Source organism: Pseudoalteromonas sp. MM17-2, assembly GCF_022347945.1.
GTDB classification, from domain to species: domain Bacteria; phylum Pseudomonadota; class Gammaproteobacteria; order Enterobacterales; family Alteromonadaceae; genus Pseudoalteromonas; species Pseudoalteromonas ruthenica.
This window is the reverse complement of the sequence record NZ_JAKRFV010000008.1, coordinates 84,700-108,857: the sequence shown is the minus strand read 5'-3', so window position 1 is coordinate 108,857 and position 24,158 is coordinate 84,700. Positions and strand designations below refer to the sequence as shown.

General features: G+C 48.2%; 20 protein-coding genes. 5 read left to right on the top strand and 15 right to left on the bottom strand.

Annotated features, from left to right (window positions below; all coding sequences use genetic code 11):
• Positions 1-4: 4 nt before the first annotated feature.
• Both oadA and MHM93_RS09090 read right to left on the bottom strand, forming a co-directional pair.
• Complete coding sequence (oadA, locus tag MHM93_RS09095; RefSeq protein ID WP_239448803.1) at positions 5-1,798, bottom strand: sodium-extruding oxaloacetate decarboxylase subunit alpha; 1,794 nt, start codon at positions 1,796-1,798, stop codon at positions 5-7.
• A 12-nt stretch (positions 1,799-1,810) separates the two neighbouring features.
• Complete coding sequence (locus tag MHM93_RS09090; protein ID WP_239448802.1) at positions 1,811-2,053, bottom strand: OadG family transporter subunit; 243 nt, start codon at positions 2,051-2,053, stop codon at positions 1,811-1,813.
• Positions 2,054-2,493: 440 nt separating this feature from the next.
• Here MHM93_RS09090 and MHM93_RS09085 point away from each other — a divergent pair, with 440 nt between their 5' ends.
• Positions 2,494-5,442: a TonB-dependent receptor gene (locus MHM93_RS09085; protein ID WP_022946931.1), complete on the top strand. Its 2,949-nt coding sequence runs from the start codon at positions 2,494-2,496 to the stop codon at positions 5,440-5,442.
• Positions 5,443-5,503: 61 nt separating this feature from the next.
• On the opposite strand, the gene MHM93_RS09080 is transcribed toward MHM93_RS09085, so the two are convergent.
• Complete coding sequence (locus tag MHM93_RS09080; protein WP_239448800.1) at positions 5,504-6,445, bottom strand: hypothetical protein; 942 nt, start codon at positions 6,443-6,445, stop codon at positions 5,504-5,506.
• A 39-nt stretch (positions 6,446-6,484) separates the two neighbouring features.
• Between MHM93_RS09080 and MHM93_RS09075 the strand changes: the two genes are divergently transcribed.
• Entirely contained in the window at positions 6,485-6,958 is a 474-nt protein-coding gene (locus MHM93_RS09075) for a YcxB family protein (RefSeq protein ID WP_053910695.1), read from the top strand.
• A 25-nt stretch (positions 6,959-6,983) separates the two neighbouring features.
• Here the strand turns inward: MHM93_RS09075 and csrA are convergent, their stop codons facing one another.
• The 6 genes from csrA to ribA all read right to left on the bottom strand — a co-directional run bounded on the left by csrA (position 6,984) and on the right by ribA (position 13,038).
• On the bottom strand, positions 6,984-7,175 hold the full coding sequence (gene csrA, locus MHM93_RS09070; protein ID WP_022946934.1) for a carbon storage regulator CsrA: 192 nt from the start codon (positions 7,173-7,175) through the stop codon (positions 6,984-6,986).
• A gap of 93 nt (positions 7,176-7,268) precedes the next feature.
• Complete coding sequence (locus tag MHM93_RS09065) at positions 7,269-8,483, bottom strand: aspartate kinase (RefSeq protein WP_239448798.1); 1,215 nt, start codon at positions 8,481-8,483, stop codon at positions 7,269-7,271.
• Positions 8,484-8,504: 21 nt separating this feature from the next.
• Entirely contained in the window at positions 8,505-11,105 is a 2,601-nt protein-coding gene (gene alaS, locus MHM93_RS09060) for an alanine--tRNA ligase (RefSeq protein WP_239448836.1), read from the bottom strand.
• Positions 11,106-11,115: 10 nt separating this feature from the next.
• Positions 11,116-11,580 (bottom strand): regulatory protein RecX, encoded by a 465-nt coding sequence (locus MHM93_RS09055; protein ID WP_239448796.1) that lies wholly within the window; start codon positions 11,578-11,580, stop codon positions 11,116-11,118.
• Complete coding sequence (locus MHM93_RS09050; RefSeq protein WP_239448794.1) at positions 11,580-12,380, bottom strand: BPSS1780 family membrane protein; 801 nt, start codon at positions 12,378-12,380, stop codon at positions 11,580-11,582. Before MHM93_RS09050 ends, MHM93_RS09055 begins: the two co-directional genes overlap by 1 nt.
• 34 nt (positions 12,381-12,414) lie before the next feature.
• Positions 12,415-13,038 carry a GTP cyclohydrolase II gene (gene ribA / locus MHM93_RS09045; RefSeq protein WP_022946939.1) on the bottom strand — a complete coding sequence of 208 codons (624 nt, stop codon included), beginning with the start codon at positions 13,036-13,038 and terminating at the stop codon, positions 12,415-12,417.
• Positions 13,039-13,370: 332 nt separating this feature from the next.
• On the opposite strand from ribA, the gene MHM93_RS09040 reads away from it, so the two are divergent.
• A complete protein-coding gene (locus MHM93_RS09040) occupies positions 13,371-13,787 on the top strand; it encodes a rhodanese-like domain-containing protein (RefSeq protein ID WP_239448792.1) in 417 nt (138 codons plus the stop codon).
• Here the strand turns inward: MHM93_RS09040 and MHM93_RS09035 are convergent.
• The 4 genes from MHM93_RS09035 to MHM93_RS09020 form a co-directional block, all read right to left on the bottom strand.
• Positions 13,774-14,418 (bottom strand): 3'-5' exonuclease, encoded by a 645-nt coding sequence (locus MHM93_RS09035; protein WP_239448790.1) that lies wholly within the window; start codon positions 14,416-14,418, stop codon positions 13,774-13,776. The two genes, MHM93_RS09040 and MHM93_RS09035, sit on opposite strands and share 14 nt — an antisense overlap.
• A gap of 2 nt (positions 14,419-14,420) precedes the next feature.
• Positions 14,421-16,265 carry a DUF294 nucleotidyltransferase-like domain-containing protein gene (locus tag MHM93_RS09030; protein ID WP_239448788.1) on the bottom strand — a complete coding sequence of 615 codons (1,845 nt, stop codon included), beginning with the start codon at positions 16,263-16,265 and terminating at the stop codon, positions 14,421-14,423.
• Between the two features lie 165 nt (positions 16,266-16,430).
• A complete protein-coding gene (locus MHM93_RS09025) occupies positions 16,431-18,155 on the bottom strand; it encodes a sodium:solute symporter family protein (protein ID WP_239448786.1) in 1,725 nt (574 codons plus the stop codon).
• Positions 18,156-18,166: 11 nt separating this feature from the next.
• A complete protein-coding gene (locus MHM93_RS09020) occupies positions 18,167-18,430 on the bottom strand; it encodes a DUF4212 domain-containing protein (RefSeq protein WP_022946945.1) in 264 nt (87 codons plus the stop codon).
• Between the two features lie 334 nt (positions 18,431-18,764).
• On the opposite strand from MHM93_RS09020, the gene MHM93_RS09015 reads away from it, so the two are divergent.
• Positions 18,765-22,193 (top strand): PAS domain-containing hybrid sensor histidine kinase/response regulator, encoded by a 3,429-nt coding sequence (locus MHM93_RS09015; RefSeq protein ID WP_239448784.1) that lies wholly within the window; start codon positions 18,765-18,767, stop codon positions 22,191-22,193.
• Positions 22,194-22,232: 39 nt separating this feature from the next.
• The gene (purU, locus tag MHM93_RS09010) at positions 22,233-23,066 is read left to right on the top strand and encodes a formyltetrahydrofolate deformylase (RefSeq protein ID WP_022946947.1); all 834 of its coding nucleotides are present in this window, start codon (positions 22,233-22,235) and stop codon (positions 23,064-23,066) included.
• 3 nt (positions 23,067-23,069) lie between these two features.
• Here purU and MHM93_RS09005 read toward each other — a convergent pair whose 3' ends face one another.
• A complete protein-coding gene (locus tag MHM93_RS09005; RefSeq protein WP_022946948.1) occupies positions 23,070-23,474 on the bottom strand; it encodes an ACT domain-containing protein in 405 nt (134 codons plus the stop codon).
• Between the two features lie 17 nt (positions 23,475-23,491).
• On the bottom strand, positions 23,492-24,148 hold the full coding sequence (locus MHM93_RS09000) for a response regulator transcription factor (RefSeq protein WP_045978517.1): 657 nt from the start codon (positions 24,146-24,148) through the stop codon (positions 23,492-23,494).
• Positions 24,149-24,158 lie beyond the last annotated feature (10 nt).

Sequence of the window (24,158 nt, the reverse complement as noted above, 5' to 3'; positions counted from 1 at the left end):
CCTCCTAAACCAATGCAATTAAGGCATCGCCAGCGCTCACGGAGTCACCTTCACGCACTAACACATCACTGACTTCACCGCCGTGCAATGCGCGCACTTCAGTTTCCATCTTCATCGCTTCCATGATCATAACCACATCACCTTCACTCACGTGCTGACCAGGTTTAACTAAAACCTTGAAGACATTGCCCGTTAGCGGTGCATTCAGTGTTTCCCCGCCACTAATCGCAGCCGACTGCGGTGGGTTTTCACCTTCACCCTCAACAGCACGCACACTCTCCAACTCACCACCGGGAGCGACGACAACATCATAGGCCTGACCATCGACACTAATACTATAACGCTCTGGCCCTTGCTTTGTCGGTGCCGCCTTTGCCACAGCCTTTGCCACAGCCTTTGGCTGCTCCGGCTCGGCGCTCGGCGCTGGTTCGAAAGCATCAGGATTATTTCGATTCGCTAAGAACTTTAAACCGATTTGCGGGAATAATGCATAGGTTAAAACGTCATCAACCACCTCGTCTGCTAACTCGAGGTTTTGCTCTTTCGCATGAGCATCTAGCTCCTCCGTCAGCTTGTCTAGCTCAGGTTCAATGAGGTCGGCAGGACGGCAACTAATTGCCTCTGCACCTTCTAAAACACGCTGTTGCAACTGGCTATCTACCGGTGCGGGTGTTGCTCCATACTCACCTTTAAGAACGCCTGCGGTTTCCTTAGTAATAGACTTGTAGCGCTCACCGGTAAGCACATTCAACACGGCTTGAGTGCCAACAATTTGTGAGGTAGGGGTGACCAAAGGTAAGTAACCTAAGTCTTTGCGGACTTTGGGGATTTCTTTGAGTACCTCGTCTAACTTATCGCCTGCGTTTTGCTCTTTTAACTGGTTTTCCATATTTGTGAGCATGCCACCGGGCACTTGCGCTAATAGGATGCGGCCATCAACACCTTTTAAACTACCTTCAAATTGCGCATACTTCTTACGTACTTCCCTAAAATAAGCCGCAATTTCCTCGAGTAAGGTTTGGTCCAAACCAGTATCACGCGGGGTATCCTCGACAATAGCAACCAAGGTCTCGGTGGCGCTGTGACCATAGGTTTGACTCATACTAGAAACTGCCGTATCAAGCATATCAATGCCAGCATCAATGGCCTTTTGGTAGGTTGCAGTGCTTAGTCCTGTGGTCGCATGGCATTGCATAGCAATGGGTAAAGACACGGTTTCCTTTAAGCCACGGATCAGCTTATCGGCATCATAGGGCTTTAACAGCCCGGCCATATCTTTAATGCAAATAGAATGACAACCCATATCTTCAAGGCGCTTAGCCTGATCTAACCACATATCCAACGTGTGGACCGGTGAGACGGTGTAAGAGATAGTGCCTTGTGCATGGGCGCCAATATTTACAGCGGCTTTGATTGCCGTCTCTAAATTACGCACATCATTCATCGCATCAAAGATACGAAACACATCAACACCATTGGCGTGAGCGCGCTCGACAAACTTAGTCACGACATCGTCACTGTAATGACGATAACCGAGTAAGTTCTGACCACGCAGTAGCATTTGCTGTTTCGTATTAGGCATCGCCGCTTTCAGGGCGCGGATACGATGCCAAGGGTCTTCACCTAAATAACGTATACAGGAGTCAAAGGTGGCCCCACCCCATGACTCCATTGACCAAAACCCAACCTGATCAAGCTTATCAGCGATCGGGAGCATATCCTCTAAGCGCATGCGTGTTGCTAATAAAGATTGATGCGCGTCTCGCAGTACTAATTCGGTAAGCTTTAATTTAGACATAATTGACCCTTATTATTGCTTCTTATACTGATGCACAGCCGCAGCAATAGCTGCAATATGCGCCTTTGAGGGGCGCTTACTGCGATGCGTGGTAGTGGCGCTAGCTTGTTGATTGGCTTGTGCTTGTTCTGTATCGGCAAAGATATATGACATTAGGCGTAAAGCGCCTATCAATATGAGTAGAAATACAAAGACCACCACCATACCGGTCGCCATAAGCCAAGCGGCTTCAATTAACAATGCTGTAATATCCATGCTCACCCCAGTGCAAATTTAGTTACTTTTTATTGATATTTAACCAACACCATATCAAAAAAAAAAGAATGTCTACATAACTGTAAATTGGTAATACCAATATTTATAACCTAGAAATTCTTGGAAGGAGACTTAAAAACCGCCAACAATGCCGTTATTTTAGCTTTATAGATAATAAAAATAGCGGATATAAATAAAATCTATACGAGAAAAAATCATCTTCATTAGCCATAAATGATGTTGAGAACCTTAAAAAAGATAATTGGTCATACCAAGATTGATTTTACATTGTTTACGTTGAGAGTTTTTGCTCTATTTTTTGACTCTAAGTCATTGGCAGGTTTGAACAAATCGGACTAAGCTTATGACGCTAAATAGGAACAACCGCAGTTTGATTGGCCCTGAAGTATTAGTCGTACTAATAACTAGGGAGAAAAACAATGTTAAAATCTAAACTGGCGCTGTCGCTACAAGTAGCGCTCGGCGTAGGTATTTCTTCATTCGTTATGCCTCAAGCACTCGCTGCGGGGGATGAAGAAGCCAAGGATATTGAGGTCATTGCCATCACTGGTAGTCGTATTCGCCAGCCTGGCGCTGTCTCAGCCAGCCCCATCACGTCCATTGGCGAGAAAGAGCTGCGCTTCCAACAAGAACCTGAAGTAGAGCAAATTCTACGTACTTTACCATCCACTATTCCCGGTGACGGCAGTAACGTGAACAACGGCTCTGGCGGTGCAGCAACGGTCAACTTAAGAGGTTTGGGATCTCAGCGTTCATTGATACTGGTTAATGGCCGGCGAATGATCCCATATAACTACAACGGTTCGGTAGATACCTCAGTGATCCCTTCGGCACTGGTAGAGCGCATCGATGTGGTTACTGGTGGTGCTTCGGCCGTTTATGGCTCTGATGCCATTGCCGGGGCGGTTAACTTTGTCCTTAAGGATAATTTTGAAGGGATAGCCTTAGACACCTCGCACCAGCAAACAGACGAAAGTGACGGCGATAAAAGTAATATATCGCTTACCATCGGTTCTAACCTCGCTGACGACAGAGGTAACGTCGTACTCTCATTGGACTGGATGAAGCGTGACCAAGTGCTCCTTGGCGATCGCCCGCTGGGTTTACTTGGTATCGAAACCGCATCAGGCGCCAACTATGAGCAATTCCTAAATGGTCAACCGCCCGTTCCAGCACCCTCTGAGTGTGAGGCCCCTAACTCAGTAGAAAGTGGTGGTTCTACAACGGCCATGCCCACACGCTTTGGTATTGTCGGAGCGGGGACCGCAGGCCAATTTAGAAATGATGGCACACTTGCTGCCGATACCTGTAGCGTGTTCAACTTCAACCCCTACAACTTCTATCAGACACCGTCTGAGCGCTATTCAGGTACGGCTCTCGCTCGTTACAACCTCACCGACGATCATGAAGTTTATTCATCACTCACTTATAGCTCGATCTCGGTAGATACACAGGTTGCGCCATCAGGCACATTTGGTGCTAGTTTCGAATTGCCACTATTTAACCCGTTAATTGGCGATCAAGCGCAGCAATTTATGATTGATACGGGCAACAACGCGCTCGCTGATGGTCTCTTAAGTGACAGTAACTGGAATGATGTCAACGGCAATGGCGTCGTCGACTCTGAGGACTATTTAACTGTGCAGTTACGTCGGCGTACACTCGAACTCGGCCCCCGTACAGAGCGCTATGACACCTCGTTGTTCCAGTTTGTCACTGGCGTGAAAGGTTATGTGTTTGACGACTGGGAGTATGATGTTAGTTTCCAATATGGTGAGTCCAACCGTACCACCGTACGCGGTGGCTACACCAACCTAACTAACATCCAAAATGCCCTTGAAACCGAAGACGGCGTCACCTGCTTAAACGGCGACCCAACTTGCGTACCCATCAACCTGTTTGGTGGCTTTGGCACCATTACCGATGAAATGGCCGGTTATGCTACAGCTATTGCATTACAGCAGCAAAAGTACAGCCAGCGTATCGCAACTGCGACCATCAATGGTCCGATTGAGTTTATTGAAGTGCCCGGCGCCGGCGCACCGCTATCAATGAGCTTTGGTTATGAGTACCGCAAAGAAAAAGGCTTATTTGAGCCTGATGAATGTTTGAAACTTGCACCAGCGAGCTGTCAGGGCGGTGCTGGAGGTAACCAGTTACCTATTGAAGGTGGCTTCAGTGTTGATGAGCTGTTCATGGAAGGTTACTTGCCAGTTTTAGACGGTATGGCATTTGCTGATACGCTTGATGTGGAGTTTGGTTTCCGTTGGGCAGACTACGATACCGTGGGCTCTAATGAAACCTGGAAGCTTGGTTTCAACTGGCGCCCAGTTAGCAGCGTATTAGTACGTGTTATGCAACAGCAAGCGACGCGAGCTCCGAACGTCGGTGAAATCGCCTCTCCTGTGGTAACTGGCCTTGATAACGCGACTAGCGACCCTTGCTCGGTTGCCAACGCCGGTAACATCAGCGCTGAACTGCGCCAGCTGTGTATTTCCACTGGCATGACCGATGCGCAAGTGGGGAACGTGCAAGATGTGATATCAGGTCAAGTGCAAGTGATCTCCGGAAGCGATCCACTTAATCCACCTGATGCTGAAGAAGCAAGCACCTTTACAGCAGGTATTGTTTGGACTCCAGAGTTCGATACCTTGCAAAACTTCACTATCAGTTTAGATTACTATGATATTGATATTGATGACATCATCGGCGAGTTTTCAGCACAAGAAATCCTCGATGCCTGTTACAAGTTAGGTGATGCACAAGAGTGTGCCAAAATACAACGTGTTGGTGGCGATTTGACCGTTGCTGGTGCCGGGATTGAACAATTCACTACCAACCTCAAGAACTTGACCGCTGAGGGGGTTGAACTGGGCTTCAATTTCTTCGTGCCACTAGAGGACATGGGTGAGCTGCAGTTCTCAGGAACCATCAACAAGTATCTAACTCAAGAGTCGCAAAGCTCTGATACAGCGCGAATTATCGACTGTAAAGGGTATTACAGTGCCAGCTGTGATCCCCTCGCGGAGATGCGCTGGGTGCAACGTACTACCTGGGCGATGGACGACTTTACCCTGTCATTACAATGGCGTCACATTGATGGCATTGACGCAGAGCCAGTCGTTGCCGACGATTACTTCCCAGAGTTTAGAAGTATCGACTCCTACGATTACTTCGACTTGTATGCCAATTATCACCTTACCGATAATATCACCGCAAGTTTGGGTATAGATAACCTGTTCGAGAAAGATCCACCGGTTGTGGGCAATGAGGCAGGTGATACCAGCTCTAACTCGGGTAACACGTTCCCAAGTAACTATGACGTACTTGGTCGCAAGTTTAAACTGGGCCTAAGGTTCCAGTTCTAATTCGCAGTATTAACAAAAGCCGCGCCTCGCGCGGCTTTTTTATGCTTACCTGCCGCAGTAGCTAACCGTCATCTTCACAGCGAGGAATAGCGCTATTTGTCAATAGGGGGGACACCTGAAAAGGCTGTGCTGAATCTACATTAACGGTTACATGAGCAATATCTAAAACCTGAAAATCGCCAGGTGCATTAAGATGCCAAAGCTGCGACTGACGCTGTGAAAAACAAAATTCACTGGTATCGCCATGCACCACTAAAATAGGATAATTACTGTGTTGAGCGAGCTTATCTAAATACTGACGATAGACAGCAAAGCCATCACATGTTCGGTTATTGTCACTGCACACTCCCTTATCGCTACTTGAACGAAAGATATCCGCTTGAAAAAAGACAACCATGGCGGTTAGGTCTTTATCAGCATGGCGTGTTAGCCATTGAATATTATGCTGATCTCGCTTTTTAACAGCCTGCAGCGCTTGTTTTTTATGAGACTTAAGAATTTGCGCACGACCATTATTGGTACCAACCACATGCACAGTTAGGTACTGCACTTGCTCTATACGCCAAGCTTGGTTTTCGGGCAGCTCAGGCTGGCGTTCATAGCCGGGCAAAGCGACTGTATGAACAGCGAATTCTTTCCGTACAAAACTTAGCCTCTCTAGCTCATCATAGCGTGTGCTAAGCCCTTTCCTATCGCAGTCGGTCCAATCATTGTCACCCGGTGTGTAGACAAAGGGCCGCTCACTAAGATTAGATAACAGCTGGTAGTTGCCGCGCAGAACATGATCGGTACAAGCGACAGCTCCAGCCTTAATATCCCCGACGTGGACAATAAAATGATGTGGGGTTTGCCGCACGCCTTGATATAATGGCCCTGCAGGTGGGGTGAGCAGCGCTCTATTGATAGGGGAATATGGCATATCGCCAAAGACCAAAAATTGGTGTTGGGCGCCAACCGTAGCGCTGAAAAGCGCGGCCGTTAATGCCATAAAAATCGTGCGCATACCTGCCTCTATATTAATCAAGTTCGTATAACGAGTACTATGAATTACCACACTAGCTATATTTTAGATAAAGACTACTACCACGAAAGCTTTGAGCAGTCTTTGCCCTTCAGCCATCGCCGCCAACTCAAATATCCACTGGTGCTCTTGCTCGTAGGACTTGCTCTTTTTAGCATGTTTAAGTTGCAAAATAACTACCTTGGTTATTTTTTGTTTGCTTTAGCTATTTTAGAAGTGGTTGCCTACAAATATCAGCAACCTTGGTGGGTGGCACGACAGCGATTAACAAGAGCTGCTGGAAATGAAGTGACGCTACGGATTGATGAGCAAGGAATTAGTACCGAGATTAATGCCCATAAGAAGCAATACTCATGGCCACAGATTAAAGAGGTGTTGAGTACGCAGAAGGGAATAATTATTGTCACCGATAAAGGAGCTAGGCACTATTTTCCCGCACGAGTGCTCAATGAGGAAGTGATTGCATTTATCTTCGATAAAAATAAAGCCACTTGATAGTGGCTTTTATGAATTCGTTTATTTATGCGTTGCCCGGGTTTGAGTCCGATTTTTCGGCTTGGATTCGCATGTAAATCTCTTCGCGGTGAACAGACACATCCTTTGGTGCATTCACACCGATACGCACTTGGTTACCCTTAACGCCTAAAACAGTCACTGTGACTTCATCACCAATCATTAAGGTTTCACCAACTCGACGAGTAAGAATTAGCATTCGCTTGCTCCCATAGTTCCAAATTAGTAAAAAATTCCGTCTCCGGCATTCTAAAGAATAATCACTCTAAAAGTAAGTAAAACTTAAAAGCGATTATTCACTTGCCGTTAAAAAAGCCGCATGTAATGCACGTACGCCCAATTCCAAGTACTTTCGTTCAATAAGAACTGAAAGCTTTATTTCTCCTGAGCTAGCGACGACTACATCAATATTTTCATCGGCTAACACGCGAAAAAATCGCCCTGTAATTGGCGTGTTCGTTTTTATCCCTGCGCCAACTATAGACAACATGGCGAGGTCGTCACGACTATCTATTTTGGCCCCGCTTAAAGCATCACTTTCTTGCAATAAACTCGTTGCTTGTTGCAACTCTAAGCTGGGTACACTTATAGCATAGTCTACTTTTCCAACTTTTTGATTAACTTGGTTAATCATGTCTATTTCGATGCCTTTTTCTGCCAAGAGTTCCACTATATTTGCTAAAGTAGAACCATCATTTGAGCAATCATTTATAAAGATAAGCGCTTGCTCACGCTTGGAGGCAATTCCCGAAACAGTCTGTTGTTGCATACCTTCATCCTCGTAATCAACGCGCGTCCCTTCCCCAACACTAAAGCTGGATAACACTCGCAATGGCATTTTATAATGCGCAGCGGCTTCCACTGCACGAATATGCAATACCTTCGCGCCTAAACTAGCCATCTCTAGCATGACCTGAACTGACACGCTCGACAGCTTCCATGCCCCAGGTTCGATACGAGGATCAGTCGTATATACGCCGTCAACGTCGGTATAGATCTGACATTCTTGAGCATTTATCGCAGCGGCAATGGCCACTGCCGAAGTGTCGCTACCGCCGCGCCCCAGAGTGGTAATATTTCCTTCCAAATCACGGCCTTGAAACCCTGCTGCGATAACAATGCGACCATGTTCAATTTCTTGACGTAAGCGGGCACTGTTGATGTCATTGATACGTGCTTTGGTAAAGAGGTTGTCGGTGCGAATACCCAGTTGATCGCCCAACAGGCTGATGGCGGGGTAGCCTCGGCGGATCAGTGCCATCGCTAGAAGACTGGCACTTACTTGCTCTCCGGTACTGACTAATGCATCAAGTTCACGAGGACTGGGGGAGCTATCAACTTGCTCAGCTAACGCTAATAATCGATTGGTTTCGCCTGACATTGCTGACACCACAGCCACAACGTGGTGGCCCTGCTGACGTTGGCGAATAATGATATCGGCGACGGCCTCAATACGCTCAATCGAGCCTACCGAGGTGCCGCCAAACTTTTGAACTAACAGTGCCACGAATAAATACGCGCCTGTTGTTTATCCACGTTCACTCACCCATGCTTGAACACTGGCCAGTGCGCTATCTAAGTGCTCTGGTTGCGAGCCACCGGCTTGTGCCATATCAGGGCGACCGCCACCTTTACCACCGACTTGTGCCGCCATATGGTTAACCAACTCTCCGGCTTTAAACTGACCAGTAAGGTCTTTGGTGACGCCAGCAATTAAACTGACTTTTTCGCCGTTCGCAACGCCTAAAGCAATAATGCCTGAACCCATTTTGTTCTTCAGGTCATCAACCATACCACGCAGCGCTTTGCTCTCGGTGCCAGCAACGTTCGCCACAAGCAGCTTAACGCCGTTGACATCAATGGCACTATCAAGCAACGAGGCGCCCGCTGCACTGGCAAGCTTATCATTCAGTTGCGCCACCTGCTTCTCAAGGCCTTTACTACGCTCAATTAAACCCGATACTTTATCAAGCACCGAGGCATTATCCGCTTTGAGCAACGCCGCTATCTGCGCCAGTTTGTTCTCTTGCTCAGCAACATAATTCAATGCATCATCACCGGTCACCGCTTCAATACGGCGCACACCAGCGGCAATACCTGCCTCTGAGACGATTTTAAATAAGCCGATGTCGCCGGTGCGCTGCACGTGGGTACCGCCACACAGCTCGATAGAGTAGTCACCAATGCTCACGACGCGTACTTCATCGTCATATTTCTCGCCGAATAACGCCATAGCGCCCTTTGCTTTTGCCTCATCAATGGCCATCAGCTCAGTTTGCAAAGCAAAGTTACGACGAATTTCAATATTCACTTGTTGTTCGATGCGTTGTAGTTGCTCACGCGTGACGCCCTCAAAATGGGAGAAGTCAAAACGCATACGATCAGGCTCAACCAAGGAGCCTTTTTGGTTTACATGCTCACCCAACTCTTGGCGCAATGCTTCGTGAATAAGGTGGGTTGCAGTGTGGTTTTTCTTAATGCGGTCACGGCGCTCAGCATCGATACGCGCGTCCACTTTATCGTTCACCCCCATTTGCCCACTTACTTTGCCGTAGTGCGCAATAGCATTGCCGAGTTTTTGTGTATCGGTAACAATAAACTCTCCATTACCGGCTTTCAGCACGCCGGTGTCACCCACCTGACCGCCTGACTCAGCATAAAATGGCGTACGATCAAGTATCACGATACCTTCTTGACCGTCTTCCAATACCGATACTTTATCGCCAGCAGCGAACAGCTCGACCACAGTGCCGCTGTAATGCTCGGCTTCATAACCCTTGAAGTCGCTCGACTTATCAGAGCGCAGTTGCGTGTTGTAATCAGCGCCAAACTTGCCAGCTTGTTGTGCTTTTTTACGTTGCACATCCATACACTGCTGGAAACCACGCTCATCAATGGTCATAAAGCGTTCACGAGCGACATCAGCGGTTAAGTCCGCTGGAAAGCCATAGGTATCATAGAGCTTGAATACCACATCGCCGGGAATAACATCGCCTTCTAGGGCGCTTAAGTGTTCTTCCAAAATAGCCAAGCCGCGTTCTAGAGTTTTGCCAAATTGCTCTTCTTCAATACGCAATACTTTTTCAATAATGCTCTGGTGTTTGGCAAGCTCAGGGTATGCATCCCCCATCTGTTCAATCAGCGCACCAACCAGTTGGTGGAAGAAGGTGCCTTTTGCCCCCAGTTTGTTGCCGTGGCGCACAGCGCGACGAATAATACGACGCAACACGTAACCGCGTCCTTCATTCGAAGGCATGACACCATCTAGCACCAAAAACGCACACGAACGGATATGGTCGGCAATAACCCGCAATGACTTATCTTCTAAATCCTGCGCATTCGTCACTTTTGCTGCCGCTTGGATTAACGCTTGGAATAGGTCAATTTCATAGTTTGAATGCACGCCCTGCATAATGGCGGCGATACGCTCAAGACCCATGCCTGTATCAATAGATGGGTTAGGTAAGGCTTCCATCGTGCCATCGGCATGGCGGTTATATTGCATGAAAACCAAGTTCCAAATCTCTATATAACGGTCGCCATCTTCTTCTGGCGTCCCTGGTGGACCGCCCCAGACTTCTTCACCATGATCGTAGAAAATTTCCGAGCACGGACCACACGGACCGGTATCGCCCATGGACCAGAAGTTATCTTTTTCACCAATGCGAGAGACGCGTTCAGCTGGCACGCCAATTTTGTTAATCCAAATATCGGCGGCTTCATCATCTTCGGTAAACACCGTCACCCAAAGCTTCTCTTTAGGCAAACCGAGCTCTTCGGTCAAAAAAGTCCAGGCAAATTGAATAGCTTGCTCTTTGAAATAATCGCCAAAGCTAAAGTTACCGAGCATTTCAAAAAAGGTATGGTGGCGAGCAGTGTAACCAACATTTTCTAAGTCGTTGTGTTTACCACCTGCGCGGACACAACGTTGGGCGCTGGTCGCTCGCGTATAGGGACGCTTTTCTGCGCCCAAAAATACGTCTTTAAAAGGCACCATGCCGGCGTTGTTAAACAACAACGTTGGATCAGTACCAGGGATTAATGAAGCCGAAGGCACAATTTGGTGTTGGTGCTTGGCAAAATAGTCTAAGAACTTTTGTCTTAGCTGTGCGGTCGTCAAATGCTGCATTGCGTTTTTCTCACTCGTCATTCGCTTCACTTGCAAGTGCAAATTCTATCTGTTGGTAGTCAAACCCACGCGCTGTTAAATAACGCATGCGCTTAGCTTTTTCTTTGTAATCTAATTGTTTATCTGTTGTCCGGAATTTCCGGGTATAAGCTTCTAGAGCGAGCTCAAACCAATCTATGTCTAAGGCATCGATGGCTTCGCTAACTTGCTCTTTTGCCAGCCCCTTTTGCTGCGCATCAGCCATAATGCGTCGCGGACCATGGCGCTTGTCCGCTGCGCGACGGACAAAACCGGCACAAAACCGGTTATCATCTATGAACCCATGTTGCTCACACCAGTCCAGTAATTCGCAGCTAAACGCCTGCGGCACTTGGCGCTGGCTTAACTTGCGCTCTAACTCTTTGCGACTGTAGTCCTGTCGTCCTAACAGCCACAGAACGTAATTTTTTTGCTTTTGCTTTTCGCTATCGTCCATTAGGCGTCAAATCGACCATTGTCGGTGGTGTCGCTAATGGCATTAACATGCTGCGCTGCGGGTGCATCCTGCTCGCCCAGTTGCGGCGCAAAAATCGCCTGAAACGCCACCAAAAGGCTAATGTAGCAAATCGGCATTAGAACCAGAAGAGGAATAAAGGACAATACTGCACACAACAGCATCAAAACGCCCATAATAAGCCCGTACACCGTCATCGCTGCGGCATTATGATAAAATGCCATCAAGCTGGCTTTCATCACCGCCCACATCGACGTGTGGCCGCCAAAAAACACTAATGGTATGGCAAATGCAAAGGCGCACAGATAAATACTGGTTATTACCAAAAACAAGGCTAACGAAGGAAATGACAGGCTTTGTGCTAATAGCTGTAGCGCCTGCTCTGGGTTCATGTTCGGGTCACTCACCACCGCAGCCATATCCGCAAATAACACGCTAGCTAGCAAGCCTAGTAAGATCCCCGCACCCATTTGGTACAAGCCGACCCGGAACAAGCCCATACGTCGGCCTTTTTGTGAAAACACATCGATGATGTCGGCAAAGGCAACGTTTTTCCCCTGCTCGCGCGCAAGTGCTGACTGATAAAAACCAGCCATTAGAAAAGGCGTCGCCAGTGCTGCTGGAATTTTCAACAGCGGTACCACCAGCCCAACTAACCCTAAAACAGCAATGAGCAAGTACATAAACATAAAGGTGAAAGGTTGCTTGGCAAATATATCCAATCCCTGCTTTATCCAGCGCCCGCCGGCTTTGGCGCTATGTACGCGAATTTCTATAGCCATGATGACTGCGTTTCCTCTTTCTTTGCGTCGTGCTTTATGGTTTTTGTATTTTTTTGATATCGAGCATGTGCGAGCCATGCTTAATTTTGGTTTCTAAGTATGCTTGGTTTCCCGTTAAGCCCACCTTAATATGCGCCGAGGTGCCCACTACAGCTTTCACATCGATGCCATTATCAGCTAACGCACTGAGCTTTTTAGGATTATTAGTCATCAGTTTGACCTGCGTCACAGCCAACGCCTTAAGCATGAGTACCGCATCGGAAAACTCACGCAAATCATCAGCAAAGCCCAAGTGGTTGTTGGCTTCATAGGTGTTCATACCTTGAGACTGTAAAACATAGGCGTCGAGCTTATTGTACAACCCTATGCCTCGCCCCTCTTGACGCAGGTATAACAATATTCCACCTTGTTGGTGCATTAATTCGATACTTTCATTGAGTTGCTCACCGCAGTCACAACGACTGGAGTGGAAAACGTCGCCGGTTAAACACTCAGAGTGCATGCGAATAAGCGGTGTCTGTTGATGCTTGTCCGCCTCATTAAAAATTAGTGCAACATGCTCTTGGCCATCTTTTAGCCCAGAAAATGAGACAATTTCTGCCGGGATATCACTGTTTTTGCCCACATTTAATTGGACCCTAGCTCTTACTTCAGCCACGACGACTCACTCTTTTATAAAAAACAACTGTGATAGTATAACAAGCCGCTGCTCAGAATCAGCCGCTATATGCTTTTAAATGGGGCTATATTAACACGAAACAACAATACCAAGCGATGGCTAATCAAGGGAAACATGTGCTCAACACGGTGGTGGTAGCCGTATAGATAAATGGTGATTGTGCTGGCGGGGAGCTGAAAACCTTGTAGCCAGTGGATGCTCGCGACTATGATCACCCTTAACGATACGCGTTGTGCCGAAGTGGAATAGGTCATACACACTGGGTGTCATCGCTTTGTAAACAACTAATCACGCCAACAACAGGGGCTATTATGATAAAAACAATCGCATCACAACTCACTGCATTCGGGGTATCGCTGGCCTTCGTCTTGTGCACCCTGGTTTTTGCACCCGCACTGCACGCTGAGTCAGCACAGACGGTTACGCAGCAACAACTGATGGCGGATAGGTTCAGTGCCACGCCAATGACGCTGCTTGATGTGCGCTCAAAACAAGAGTATCAGCAAGGACATATCAAAGGCGCGGTAAACATCCCCCATAGCGACATTGTTGAAAATGGCGCCACACTCAACAAAGACACAGCCATTGTGGTGTATTGTCGCAGTGGTCGTCGCGCAGGTATTGCTCTGGAGGCGCTTAAAGAGCAAGGCTTTACCCAGCTATACCACTTAGAGGGTGATTTCTTAAAATGGCAACAAGCCGAACTGCCTTTAATTAACCAGCAGTAATCAACGCGCTGAGCGGCAGCCTTTGCTGCCGACTCATGTGATTAACTTGGGCAAGAAACAACTCAGCAGTGGCCAACGCATCGCTCAACGCATTGTGTTCCCGATAAACCGGCAACTGATAGCGACGCCGACAGGCACTGAGCGATAATGCATCAAGCGCCACTTCCGTGCCCTGCCGCGCTAAACGGCGTTGCTCAATTTTCAGGGTATCCAACGCCAAGTAACGAAACTTTTGCCCCTGCTGTTTGTAAGCACAGCGCAAAAAACGCTCATCGAGCAAGGCATTATGGAACACTAAAATACTGTCTTCGCAGGCAGCATCAAAGGCGGTCAGTATCGTCGCCATGGAATCGCCCTCGCTGATTAAACGCGAGGCGGTGATACCGTGATAAATAGGCGATTGCGCTAGCTGCGACACCCCACTGTGCAACATATGGGCACTTTGGCGCGGGCAAATACGTTGATTTTCAATCACCACCCACGCCATGGATACAATTTCATGCTCCTTAGGGTTTAAGCCAGTCAGCTCTAAATCCACCACCACATATCGATGACGATGCCAACTATCGGCAAAGCCAAAATGGTCTTGGCCAAACATCGCTTTGAGCTTTTGCCGCCATGCGTAGGTCATAATTACAAACTCCCTCGTGCGAACTTAAAACTCGCCGCCTGCTGGGCTTGGCGCACCAAGTAAAATGCCTCCTTAAGTTGGTGGCGCTCGAGCGACGTTAAGGTATCGGGATTAATACAGTTACTTGGCACCGGCTCTTTATCCAGCTGCGCTTTAAGACGCAATTGCGTTAAATAGCGCCAGCAGTCTTTTAAATCAAAAATGTCTTTTTTCGACAACTGCCGAGTTTTTATCAGCGCATCCAAGCGCTCTAGGGTATTGGCACTGCGGATACCCTCATGCAGTGCATACAGGCGAACAATGTCGTTAATAATCACAATGCCGCGCTTTTTCAGGTCGATAAACTTGTGATGCTGGGCGTCGGTTTGCGTTTTTAGTTGATGGAACAGGCCGATAGGCACCGAATTTTGGTTCAGCTCACTGGCCAGAGCCCGGTAAAAAAGCTGATCGCGATTTTGCTTGCCAAGCGACGTTGTAAATGCCGCAAACAAATCACTGGAGCCGGTGATAAAGCGAATATCAAAGAAGATTTTACAGTTGAGCATGGCCTCGGGCGTGGGACTACCGAGCCAGTGAGCAAACTTATCTAACCAGGCCGATATCGATAGCCGACATTGCGGATTACTGGCCATGATGTTCCCTGGGCAGCGGACAATGCCGCAAACATCGAGCTGCTCACACACAAACTCGCCCATGCCGCGAAAATAATCAGCCTCAGCATCGCTCATTTGGTCGGGCAACAGCAAACCATTATCTTGATCAGAGTGCAGCGTTTGTTCTTCCCGTGCTTGTGAGCCGAAGCAAATCCAGCTAAAACGCTTAGGCGCATCGCCATGGCGTTGTTGGTATAATTGAATCAATCGCGTGGTCAACGCATCACTAATACCACTAAGTAGCTTACCCACCAAGGTGGTGTCTTCGATATGATAAGCAAAGCTATCGAGTAAACTCGGTACCTCACCGGCATAGCGTTTTAAATCGGCAACCCCCGCCGCCTTATAAATGCGACCGATGAGCTGCACGGGATCGCTTTTTTGCTGCCGTAACAAGTCGGTCGCGGTCACCATGCCCACCGGCTGATGCGCCTCGTTCAGTACTGGCAAATGGTGAATATTGTGCTTGAGCATTAAATGCATAGCCGAAAATACCCGGTTATTCTCGAAAATGTATTTCGGGTGGGCGGTCATAATGGCTTGCAAAGGTTGCTCCGGGTCCACCCCCGCTGCCAGAACTCGAGTACGCAAGTCGCGGTCGGTGACCACCCCGAGCAACTTGGTGTCTTCGCTGTGGGTTACCATAATCGATGACACCCGCTGGTCACTCATCAGTTGGGCGCATTGCCTAATACTGGCCTCAGGGCCCAGAGTAACGGCTTGGCGAGTCATCAGCTCGGCAATTTTACGTTCTGACCAGCTATCACTGTGGTGTTGGTATTTCGATGACAATAGGCGATTCGAGTGTGCACGGACAAAGTACTGCTCAAAGGGTTTATATTCGTGGCGTAAATAATCAAAACTGGACTGACTGAGAATATATACCAGAGCTTCCTGCTTTATCTCGATACGGTTTTTAATGGCCTCACCGCTGAGTAGCGACGGATAGCCGAAGTAATCACCCGCATTTAAGCGCGCGACCGCCTCTCCGCTTGGTGCGACGATTTCTAGGCTACCGCTGCGAATAAGAAATAGTTTTGGGTCGTCAGAATCAAGCCACTGATGCTGGTTCTCTCGCGTGACATAAATAACTTCAAGGTGATGACAAAAGTATTCACAGGCAGAGCGCGCTAACGTATTAAACGGGGCCTGTTCAATGACAAAATCGATAATATCTTGATGCTGTGGGCTCACTATCCACACCTCAACTGATCACTGCTGTGTTTACCTACTTATTAGCGTGTTAGCCAACCATAGATAAACACCGCATCCTGCATATAGCTTAAATCTAGGCTGAAAACAGCGACAAAAAAAGCCCGACCTTGGTCTAAGGCCGGGCTTGTCTGTGTGCTTCACACATTAGTGTGCGTGTGCGGTACCTGATCCTTTCGGGTTACGGATCCCCTCGACCATCTCGCGAATCTCTTCTGGTGTCTCAGCAGTCATACGCTGAACCACAACGGCGACCACAAAGTTTACCACCATACCAAGCAAACCAATGCCCTCAGGGGAGATACCGAACAGCCAATGCTCGGCACTATTTAGGTCGGGGCTGATAAACTTGAAGTAGATGATGTACGCAGCGGTAAAGCCGATACCCGTTACCATACCGGCAATCGCCCCTTCTTTATTCATGCGCTTAGAGAAAATGCCCATGATAATCGCAGGGAAGAAGCTGGCCGCTGCCAGGCCGAAGGCGAAGGCCACCACCGATGCCACAAACCCGGGCGGGTTAATGCCAAAGTAGGCGGAGATGCCAATGGCCACCATTGCCGCTAATCGCGCTGCCAGAAGCTCTTGCTTGTCGCTGATATTTGGCTTCAAGGTACGCTTCAACAAGTCATGGGACACCGAGGTTGAAATGACCAATAATAAACCCGCAGTGGTCGACAATGCCGCAGCAATACCACCGGCTGCAACCAAGGCGATAACCCAGGCCGGTAAATCAGCGATCTCTGGGTTAGCAAGCACCATAATATCGCGATCGACACTCACCTCGTTGGCACTGCCTAGGTCGTTAACATCCCCTGCTGAGTAGTACATGCGGCCGTCATCATTTTTGTCATTAAACGTGATTAAGCCGGTTTTTTCCCAGTTTTTAATCCACGTAGGGGCTTCGCTGTAGAGCGTTCCGCTGCCATCTTTGCCATTGATAGTGTCAATCATATTAACACGCGCGAAAGATGCAACTGCCGGTGCCGTGGTATACACAATAGCAATGAACACTAAAGTCCAAGCCGCAGAGATACGGGTGTCACGCACTCGAGGTACGGTAAAGAAGCGAACAATTACATGAGGCAAGCCCGCAGTACCAACCATTAAGGCGCCGGTAATAGCGAACACATCAATCATACTCTTGGAGCCTTCGGTGTATTGCGCAAACCCGAGCTCGGTACTGAGGCCATCGAGTTTATCGAGCATATAAGCGCCCGAGCCATCACTTAGTGTCGCCCCAAAGCCAGTTTGTGGCAGCAAGTGACCGGTCATCATCAGTGAGATAAAGATTGCCGGAACCAAATAAGCAAAAACAAGTACACAGTACTGCGCTACTTGGGTGTAGGTGATGCCTTTCATACCGCCCAATACGGCATAGAAGAACACAATCACCATACCAATGTAGACGCCGGTTTCAATGTCTACTTCAAGGAAGCGTGAGAACACTACGCCCACACCACGCATTTGCCCTGCGATGTAGGTAAAGCAAATAAAGATGGCGCAGAAAATAGCCACCATACGTGCCGCTTGAGAATAATAGCGATCGCCAATAAAGTCCGGTACGGTAAACTTACCGAACTTACGAAGATAAGGCGCAAGGCACAGCGCAAGTAACACATAACCGCCGGTCCAGCCCATTAGATACACGCCACCATCATAGCCGGCGAAAGAAATAATCCCCGCCATAGAGATAAACGACGCAGCACTCATCCAATCTGCAGCGGTTGCCATTCCGTTTGCTAGTGGTGGTACGCCGCCCCCGGCTACATAGAAGTCATTGGTTGAGCCCGCTCGAGCCCAAATAGCAATACCGATGTACATGGCAAAGCTAAGACCAACAATTAAAAAAGTTAACGTTTGAACATCCATCACTGCGCTCCTTATTCGTCTACGCCGTATTTTTTATCTAACGCATTCATTTTGTGTGCGTAGACAAAAATAAGAACCACAAAGGTATAAATGGCGCCCTGTTGCGAGAACCAAAAACCCAGTTTAAACCCGAAGAAACGCACCTCATTGAGTACGTCGACTAGCAAAATGCCACAGCCAAATGAAACCACGAACCACACCACTAGCAATTTAAACACTAGACTGAGGTTTTCGTTCCAATAGGCTTTAGCGTGATCTGCATCTTTAAAAGCCATTTTTGTATCCCCTTCACGTCACACTAAAAGTATGACTGGTTGTTATCATCACTTTTGAATCTAGCAACGCCAGCGCCAGAGGAAATTCAGACCTTAGTCGTAACAAAAACTTAACGTCAATAACACCGAGAACACCATCTAAAATAAATGTATAATTTTCAATAGGTTATAGTTTGATATAGATAAGCTCAGGACGTTTTTCAAAGGTGAACAAGGGCTTAATACATTAGTCTAATAACCTTAAGTCGCATGCGCTGAGCACTTAAAAATCACTGCTAAATAGGCTGTGGGTTTGCTATGGTATTTGCTACTAATAACAATAACGCTGCGGCTTATGACCCTCGCTCTTATCTTCGTATCCTTGGTGTACATCTCTTTGCTGTTTTGGCTGGCAAATTGGGGCGACAAAACCACGCCTTGGGCCAAATACATTAGTCACCACCCCTTTGTGTACGCACTGTCGTTGGGGATTTATTGCACCTCGTGGACTTATTATGGCTCAGTGGGCACAGCGGCAAGCAGCGGTTGGAGCTATCTGCCTATTTTGCTGGGCCCGGCGTTATTGTTTATTTTCTGTCAGGGCTTTTTACGCAAACTGGTATTGGTCAGTAAAAAACAAAATATCACCACCATTGCCGATTTTATCTCTGCGCGCTACGGCAAGCGCCAACTGAGCGCTATCTTAGTCACGTTTATCGCGCTGATGGCCACCATTCCTTACATTGCGTTGCAACTTAAGGCGCTTTCCAGCAGCTTTTTGTTACTCCCCGGCGGGGCTCAGGTATCCGGCACTATACTGGCGCTTAGTGGCGCGCTAATCATGGCCGTTTTCGCCATTTTCTTTGGTACCCGCAAGGTCGATGTCACCGAATACCGCTCGGGACTGATGCTCGCGGTGGCGTTTGAATCCCTGATAAAGTTGCTGGCACTCATTTTCGTTGCAGGCCTTGCGGTGTACACCCTTTATTCGTTGCCCGGTTCTGTCTCCCTTGACGCAATCTGGCAGCATTGGCAAAGCTCCGATATGCTCAGCTTTGGCTTTATCGGTCAAACCTTGATGGCCGCCGCTGCAATCATTTGCTTGCCACGTCAGTTCCACGTCACCGTGGTTGATAATCAGGATATCCGTCATTTAAAGACCGCACGCTGGGCTTTTCCTCTATACCTTTTGCTTATTGGCGCTATGATCCTGCCCATCGCTAGCGCCGCCATCATGCCGCAAATCGGCCACGGACACAGTGCTGATAGCTTTGTTCTCGCCTTTCCGTTAAGTACTGGACACTGGTTACTCACTACCTTCGTGTTTATCGGTGGACTATCGGCCGCAACCGCGATGATTGTAGTAGCAACACTGACCCTAAGCACCATGGTGTCTAATGATGTGGTGCTACCACTGATACTCAAGCGTAAGTTTCGCCGCAACCAAATTAACCGTAGTTATCGTGCCCGCATCTTGTTAGTCAGGCGCTTTACTATTGCCGCCATCCTGCTGCTTTCCTACCTGTACCAACAAGTATTTGGTCACGGTGAAACGTTAGCGTCTATGGGGTTGGTTGCTTTTTCGTTGGTAACTCAGTTGCTTCCGGCTATTGTTGGCGGCTTATACTGGCGCCGAGGCCATGCATATGGCGTGTATGCCGGACTGACTGCCGGAGTGATCTGCTGGATGCTGTTTTTAATGCTGCCCATTATGAACACTCCCACAGTGTTAGATAGCACCGCGCAGCAAGAATTGATTACTCAAGGAACGTTGATAGCGCTATTCGCTAACATCTGTTGTTATATCAGCTTCTCTCTTGGAGCTCAGGAGCGATTGATAGACCGTATTCAGGCCGCCGCTTTTGTGAACCCCAAAGAGCAGATCAACTTCGCCAAGCGACTAAACAAACACGTTAATGCCACGGTTTATGACTTTAAGGTACTACTGCAAACCTTTTTAGGCGCCCAGCGCAGTAGCCAAGTATTGAGCCACTACCAAGCCAACGACGAGCTCAATGACAATAATGCCCAACCCTCGAATGAATTTATTGCTTATTGTGAGCGCGCTCTTACTGGGGTACTAGGGGCATCGTCGGCGCAAGCATTGATACAAACGGTGGCCAGTGGTAAGCAATTAGCCTTTGAGGAGGTGGTCAACTTCTTTGATGAAACCACCCAGGCGTTGCGATTTAACCAAAACTTACTCTTTACCTCATTAGAAAACCTCAGCCATGGCATCTCAGTGGTCGATAAAGACTTAAATTTAGTCGCGTGGAACAAACGTTATGCCGAAATGTTTAACTATCCCGAAGGTTTTTTACAACAAGGCCAGCCGATTGAAGAAGTGATTCGCTACAATGCGCAACGTGGCGAGTGTGGTCCGGGGGAGATTGAGCATCATGTGGAAAAACGCGTCCGCCATCTGCGTAATGGCAGCTCACATCACTTCATTCGCCATCGGCGCAGCGGTCAGGTCTATGAAATGATAGGTAACCCACTGCCAGACGGTGGTTTTGTGACCAGTTTTTCGGATATTACCGCGCACATGGCTACACAAAATGCGCTGGAAGAAGTGAACATGGACTTGGAGAATCGCATTGAAGCGCGCACGCAAGAGATCCGTGCAATCAACCAAGACCTCAAAGCACAAATGGCCAGCCGAGAACAAACCGAGCAAGCCCTAAAAGCGGCCAAGCAAGAAGCCGAGCGCGCCAATGACAGTAAAACCCGCTTTCTCGCTCTAGCCAGCCATGACATTTTGCAGCCGCTGAATGCGGCGCGCCTCTACCTTGCGGCAATTGATGAGCAAACATTAACCCCGCATAACGCCAGCAGCTTAGATAAACTCGGCGATAGCCTCGATAGCACCGTCCATTTGATGTCAGCCCTGCTCGATATTGCCAAACTCGACCAAGGCGCGATGACCCCCAGTCCGAAGCATTTTCATATCGACGATATATTAGCGCCGCTGGTCAATGAGTATGCCATTTTATGCGCCGACAAGGGCCTCGAAATAACCTTGCGCTCGCGCAATGATGTGGTTCATAGTGATATCACTTATTTACGCCGAATTCTACAAAACCTACTTTCTAATGCCGTTAAATATACCGAGCGCGGCAAGGTGCTTATTGCTTGTCGTCGCCGTAAACACCATTTAAGTATTGAGGTATGGGATACCGGACTGGGCATTGGCGAGCGTGAACAACAAAAGATATTCGACGACTTTTATCGCGTTGAATCTGGCGATAATAAAGGCGTTGGCCTCGGCCTCGGCGTTGTCAAGCGCATGGTAGAGCTGCTCTCACACCGGCTAACAATGCGCTCTACTTTAGGCCAAGGGAGCTGCTTTAAAGTAGAAGTTCCTTATGGCAACGCGCAGCGTATCAGCAGCCCTACAGAGCAACACACCGGTGCCCGCGCACAAGCTCATTATGATGTACTGGTCGTTGATGACGAAGCTGAAAACATCACCGCCATGACCCACCTACTAAATAAGTGGGGTGCCAACAGCCAAGGTTGCTCCAGTGGCGAGCAAGCACTCGAATGGGTGCAAAACGGGGGGGCTATCGATGTGATTCTAATGGACTATCAACTTGGTCATGATGAGGACGGCTTAAGTCTTATCGAAAAAATACGCGCCCTGCGTGGCCCCATACCGGCTATTTTAATTACCGCAGTACGCGATGACGAAGTAAAACAAAAAGCGAAAGAAGCGGGTGTTCACTATCTTTCTAAGCCAGTAAAACCCGCAAAGTTAAAGGCACTGTTAAATCATTCTCTTTAGGGCATAATGCCTAATGTGTTCACACATTAGGAATGAGGAATGAAAAAAGTACTATTGGCGCAATGCCCCGACGAAGAGGGGTTAATCGCGAAAATTACCGGGCTGTGTTTTGAGCATAACCTGAATATTACCCGCAACAACGAATTTGTTGATAAGCAGCATGGGCGTTTCTTTATGCGCACTGAGCTGGACGGAAACTTTGATAACCTTGATTTACTAGCCGAATTGCAGGCATCGCTGCCCAGTGGTTCTACGCTTTCCTTGCATGGCGGTGAAGCAACCAAGGTGGTGCTGCTGGCCACCAAAGAAGCGCACTGCCTTGGTGGAGTGTTGCTTAAGTGCTTCGAGCAGGCATTAAATATTGAAGTGCAGGCAGTGATTGCCAACTACCCCGACCTCGCGCCTTTAGCTGCTGGGTTCAATGTGCCTTTTCACTGTATTAGCCATGAAGGCCTAAGCCGTGACGAGCATGATGCTTTAGTTGGCGATAAAATCGCCGAGTATGCCCCGGATATGATTGGCCTTGCCAAATACATGCGCATTCTTAGCCCCGAATTTGTCGCCCGTTTTAGTGGCCGAATAATCAATATTCACCACTCTTTCTTGCCTGCTTTCATTGGCGCTAAGCCATACCACCAAGCGTTTGAGCGTGGCGTTAAAATCATTGGCGCCACAGCCCATTTTGTTACTGATGAACTTGATGAAGGCCCCATTATTATGCAACAGGTCACTCCGGTGACTCACGCTGACAGCGCCTTGAGTATGGCTAAAAAAGGCCGCGACGTAGAGAAGCAGGTATTTTGTAAGGCGCTTGAGCTTGCAGCCGAGCACAAGCTCTTCATAAATGGTAACCGAACGGTAGTATTTGACTAAGCTTTACTGGTTATCGGCGCTCAGCGCTTGCAGTGCCGATAATGCCTGCTCGGCCTTGTTGCTGGGAACAAACACGTGATCATGATAAAACGCAGCGATAATGTTGGCACTGATATCCGCCGCAGCTAAGGTGTCCGCAACGGCAGCACTGAGGCCCACAGCATCTAAGGCAGAATGAACATTTAGGGTGATTTGCCGGTAGGTGGTGGCACTATCAAAACCGGCTTGTTGCGCCGCATTGGCTTCAAGTACCAGCGTCATACCCTCTTTTTCACTAAACGCAGCAAGGGGGTTAAGCTGAGTATAATCAGATAACAACCCCGGTACACAGCAAAAAACATACTCTTGGGGCTGTAATTGTGGCTCAAGATTAGCTAACAACGTATGCAGATCCGTAATTGCGCTCATAGTTCCTCCGGTGGCGATTATTCGCTTTGATTTTCAAGAGGCTCCAACTGTAGCTTTGAGGCAATTAACACCGCTTGGGTACGATTATAGACACCGAGCTTGCGGAAAATCGCCGTAATGTGCGCTTTCACTGTCGCCTCAGAAATATTCAACTCATAAGCAATTTGTTTATTCAACAAACCTTCGTGCAAGTAGCTTAACACTCTATACTGTTGCGGTGTCAATGAAGCGACCTGAGCCGCCAGTTCTTTATCCTCACCGCTGATCGCTTCGACCTTGTCTTTGATCTCCTCAGGCAGCCACGTATCGCCCTCTAACATGTGCGATATAGCATCAGCAATTTGCTGTGCCGAAGATGATTTGGGAATAAAGCCCATGGCACCGTAGCCCATCACTTTTGATACTATATGTAAATCTTCACTGCCAGAAACCACAGCGATAGGAAGGTCAGGGTAATCCTCACGGATGCGGATCAAGCCATACAAATCGCCATTGCCAGGCATGTGCAAATCCAGCAATAAAATGTCTAGCTCTGGCTGCGCATCGAGTACCGCCAAGGTACTGTCGAAGGTATCAGATTCAAACACTTCTAGGGGGGTAAACTGCTTTGTCAGTGCCCCTTTTAATGCTTCACGAAATAATGGGTGATCGTCCGCGATTAAAAACTGACTCATGCTGTGCTCC

Coding starts and splice junctions, on each gene's coding strand:
- MHM93_RS09035 (WP_239448790.1), bottom strand. CDS start 14,418: ATGACCTACGCATGGCGGCAAAAGCTCAAAGCGATGTTTGGCCAAGAC.
- alaS (WP_239448836.1), bottom strand. CDS start 11,105: ATGCAGCATTTGACGACCGCACAGCTAAGACAAAAGTTCTTAGACTAT.
- MHM93_RS09005 (WP_022946948.1), bottom strand. CDS start 23,474: ATGAGCGCAATTACGGATCTGCATACGTTGTTAGCTAATCTTGAGCCA.
- MHM93_RS09000 (WP_045978517.1), bottom strand. CDS start 24,148: ATGAGTCAGTTTTTAATCGCGGACGATCACCCATTATTTCGTGAAGCA.
- purU (WP_022946947.1), top strand. CDS start 22,233: ATGAAAAAAGTACTATTGGCGCAATGCCCCGACGAAGAGGGGTTAATC.
- MHM93_RS09090 (WP_239448802.1), bottom strand. CDS start 2,053: ATGGATATTACAGCATTGTTAATTGAAGCCGCTTGGCTTATGGCGACC.
- MHM93_RS09015 (WP_239448784.1), top strand. CDS start 18,765: ATGACCCTCGCTCTTATCTTCGTATCCTTGGTGTACATCTCTTTGCTG.
- MHM93_RS09085 (WP_022946931.1), top strand. CDS start 2,494: ATGTTAAAATCTAAACTGGCGCTGTCGCTACAAGTAGCGCTCGGCGTA.
- MHM93_RS09040 (WP_239448792.1), top strand. CDS start 13,371: ATGATAAAAACAATCGCATCACAACTCACTGCATTCGGGGTATCGCTG.
- MHM93_RS09025 (WP_239448786.1), bottom strand. CDS start 18,155: ATGGATGTTCAAACGTTAACTTTTTTAATTGTTGGTCTTAGCTTTGCC.
- MHM93_RS09050 (WP_239448794.1), bottom strand. CDS start 12,380: ATGGCTATAGAAATTCGCGTACATAGCGCCAAAGCCGGCGGGCGCTGG.
- MHM93_RS09080 (WP_239448800.1), bottom strand. CDS start 6,445: ATGCGCACGATTTTTATGGCATTAACGGCCGCGCTTTTCAGCGCTACG.
- oadA (WP_239448803.1), bottom strand. CDS start 1,798: ATGTCTAAATTAAAGCTTACCGAATTAGTACTGCGAGACGCGCATCAA.
- MHM93_RS09055 (WP_239448796.1), bottom strand. CDS start 11,580: ATGGACGATAGCGAAAAGCAAAAGCAAAAAAATTACGTTCTGTGGCTG.
- MHM93_RS09020 (WP_022946945.1), bottom strand. CDS start 18,430: ATGGCTTTTAAAGATGCAGATCACGCTAAAGCCTATTGGAACGAAAAC.
- csrA (WP_022946934.1), bottom strand. CDS start 7,175: ATGCTAATTCTTACTCGTCGAGTTGGTGAAACCTTAATGATTGGTGAT.
- MHM93_RS09075 (WP_053910695.1), top strand. CDS start 6,485: ATGAATTACCACACTAGCTATATTTTAGATAAAGACTACTACCACGAA.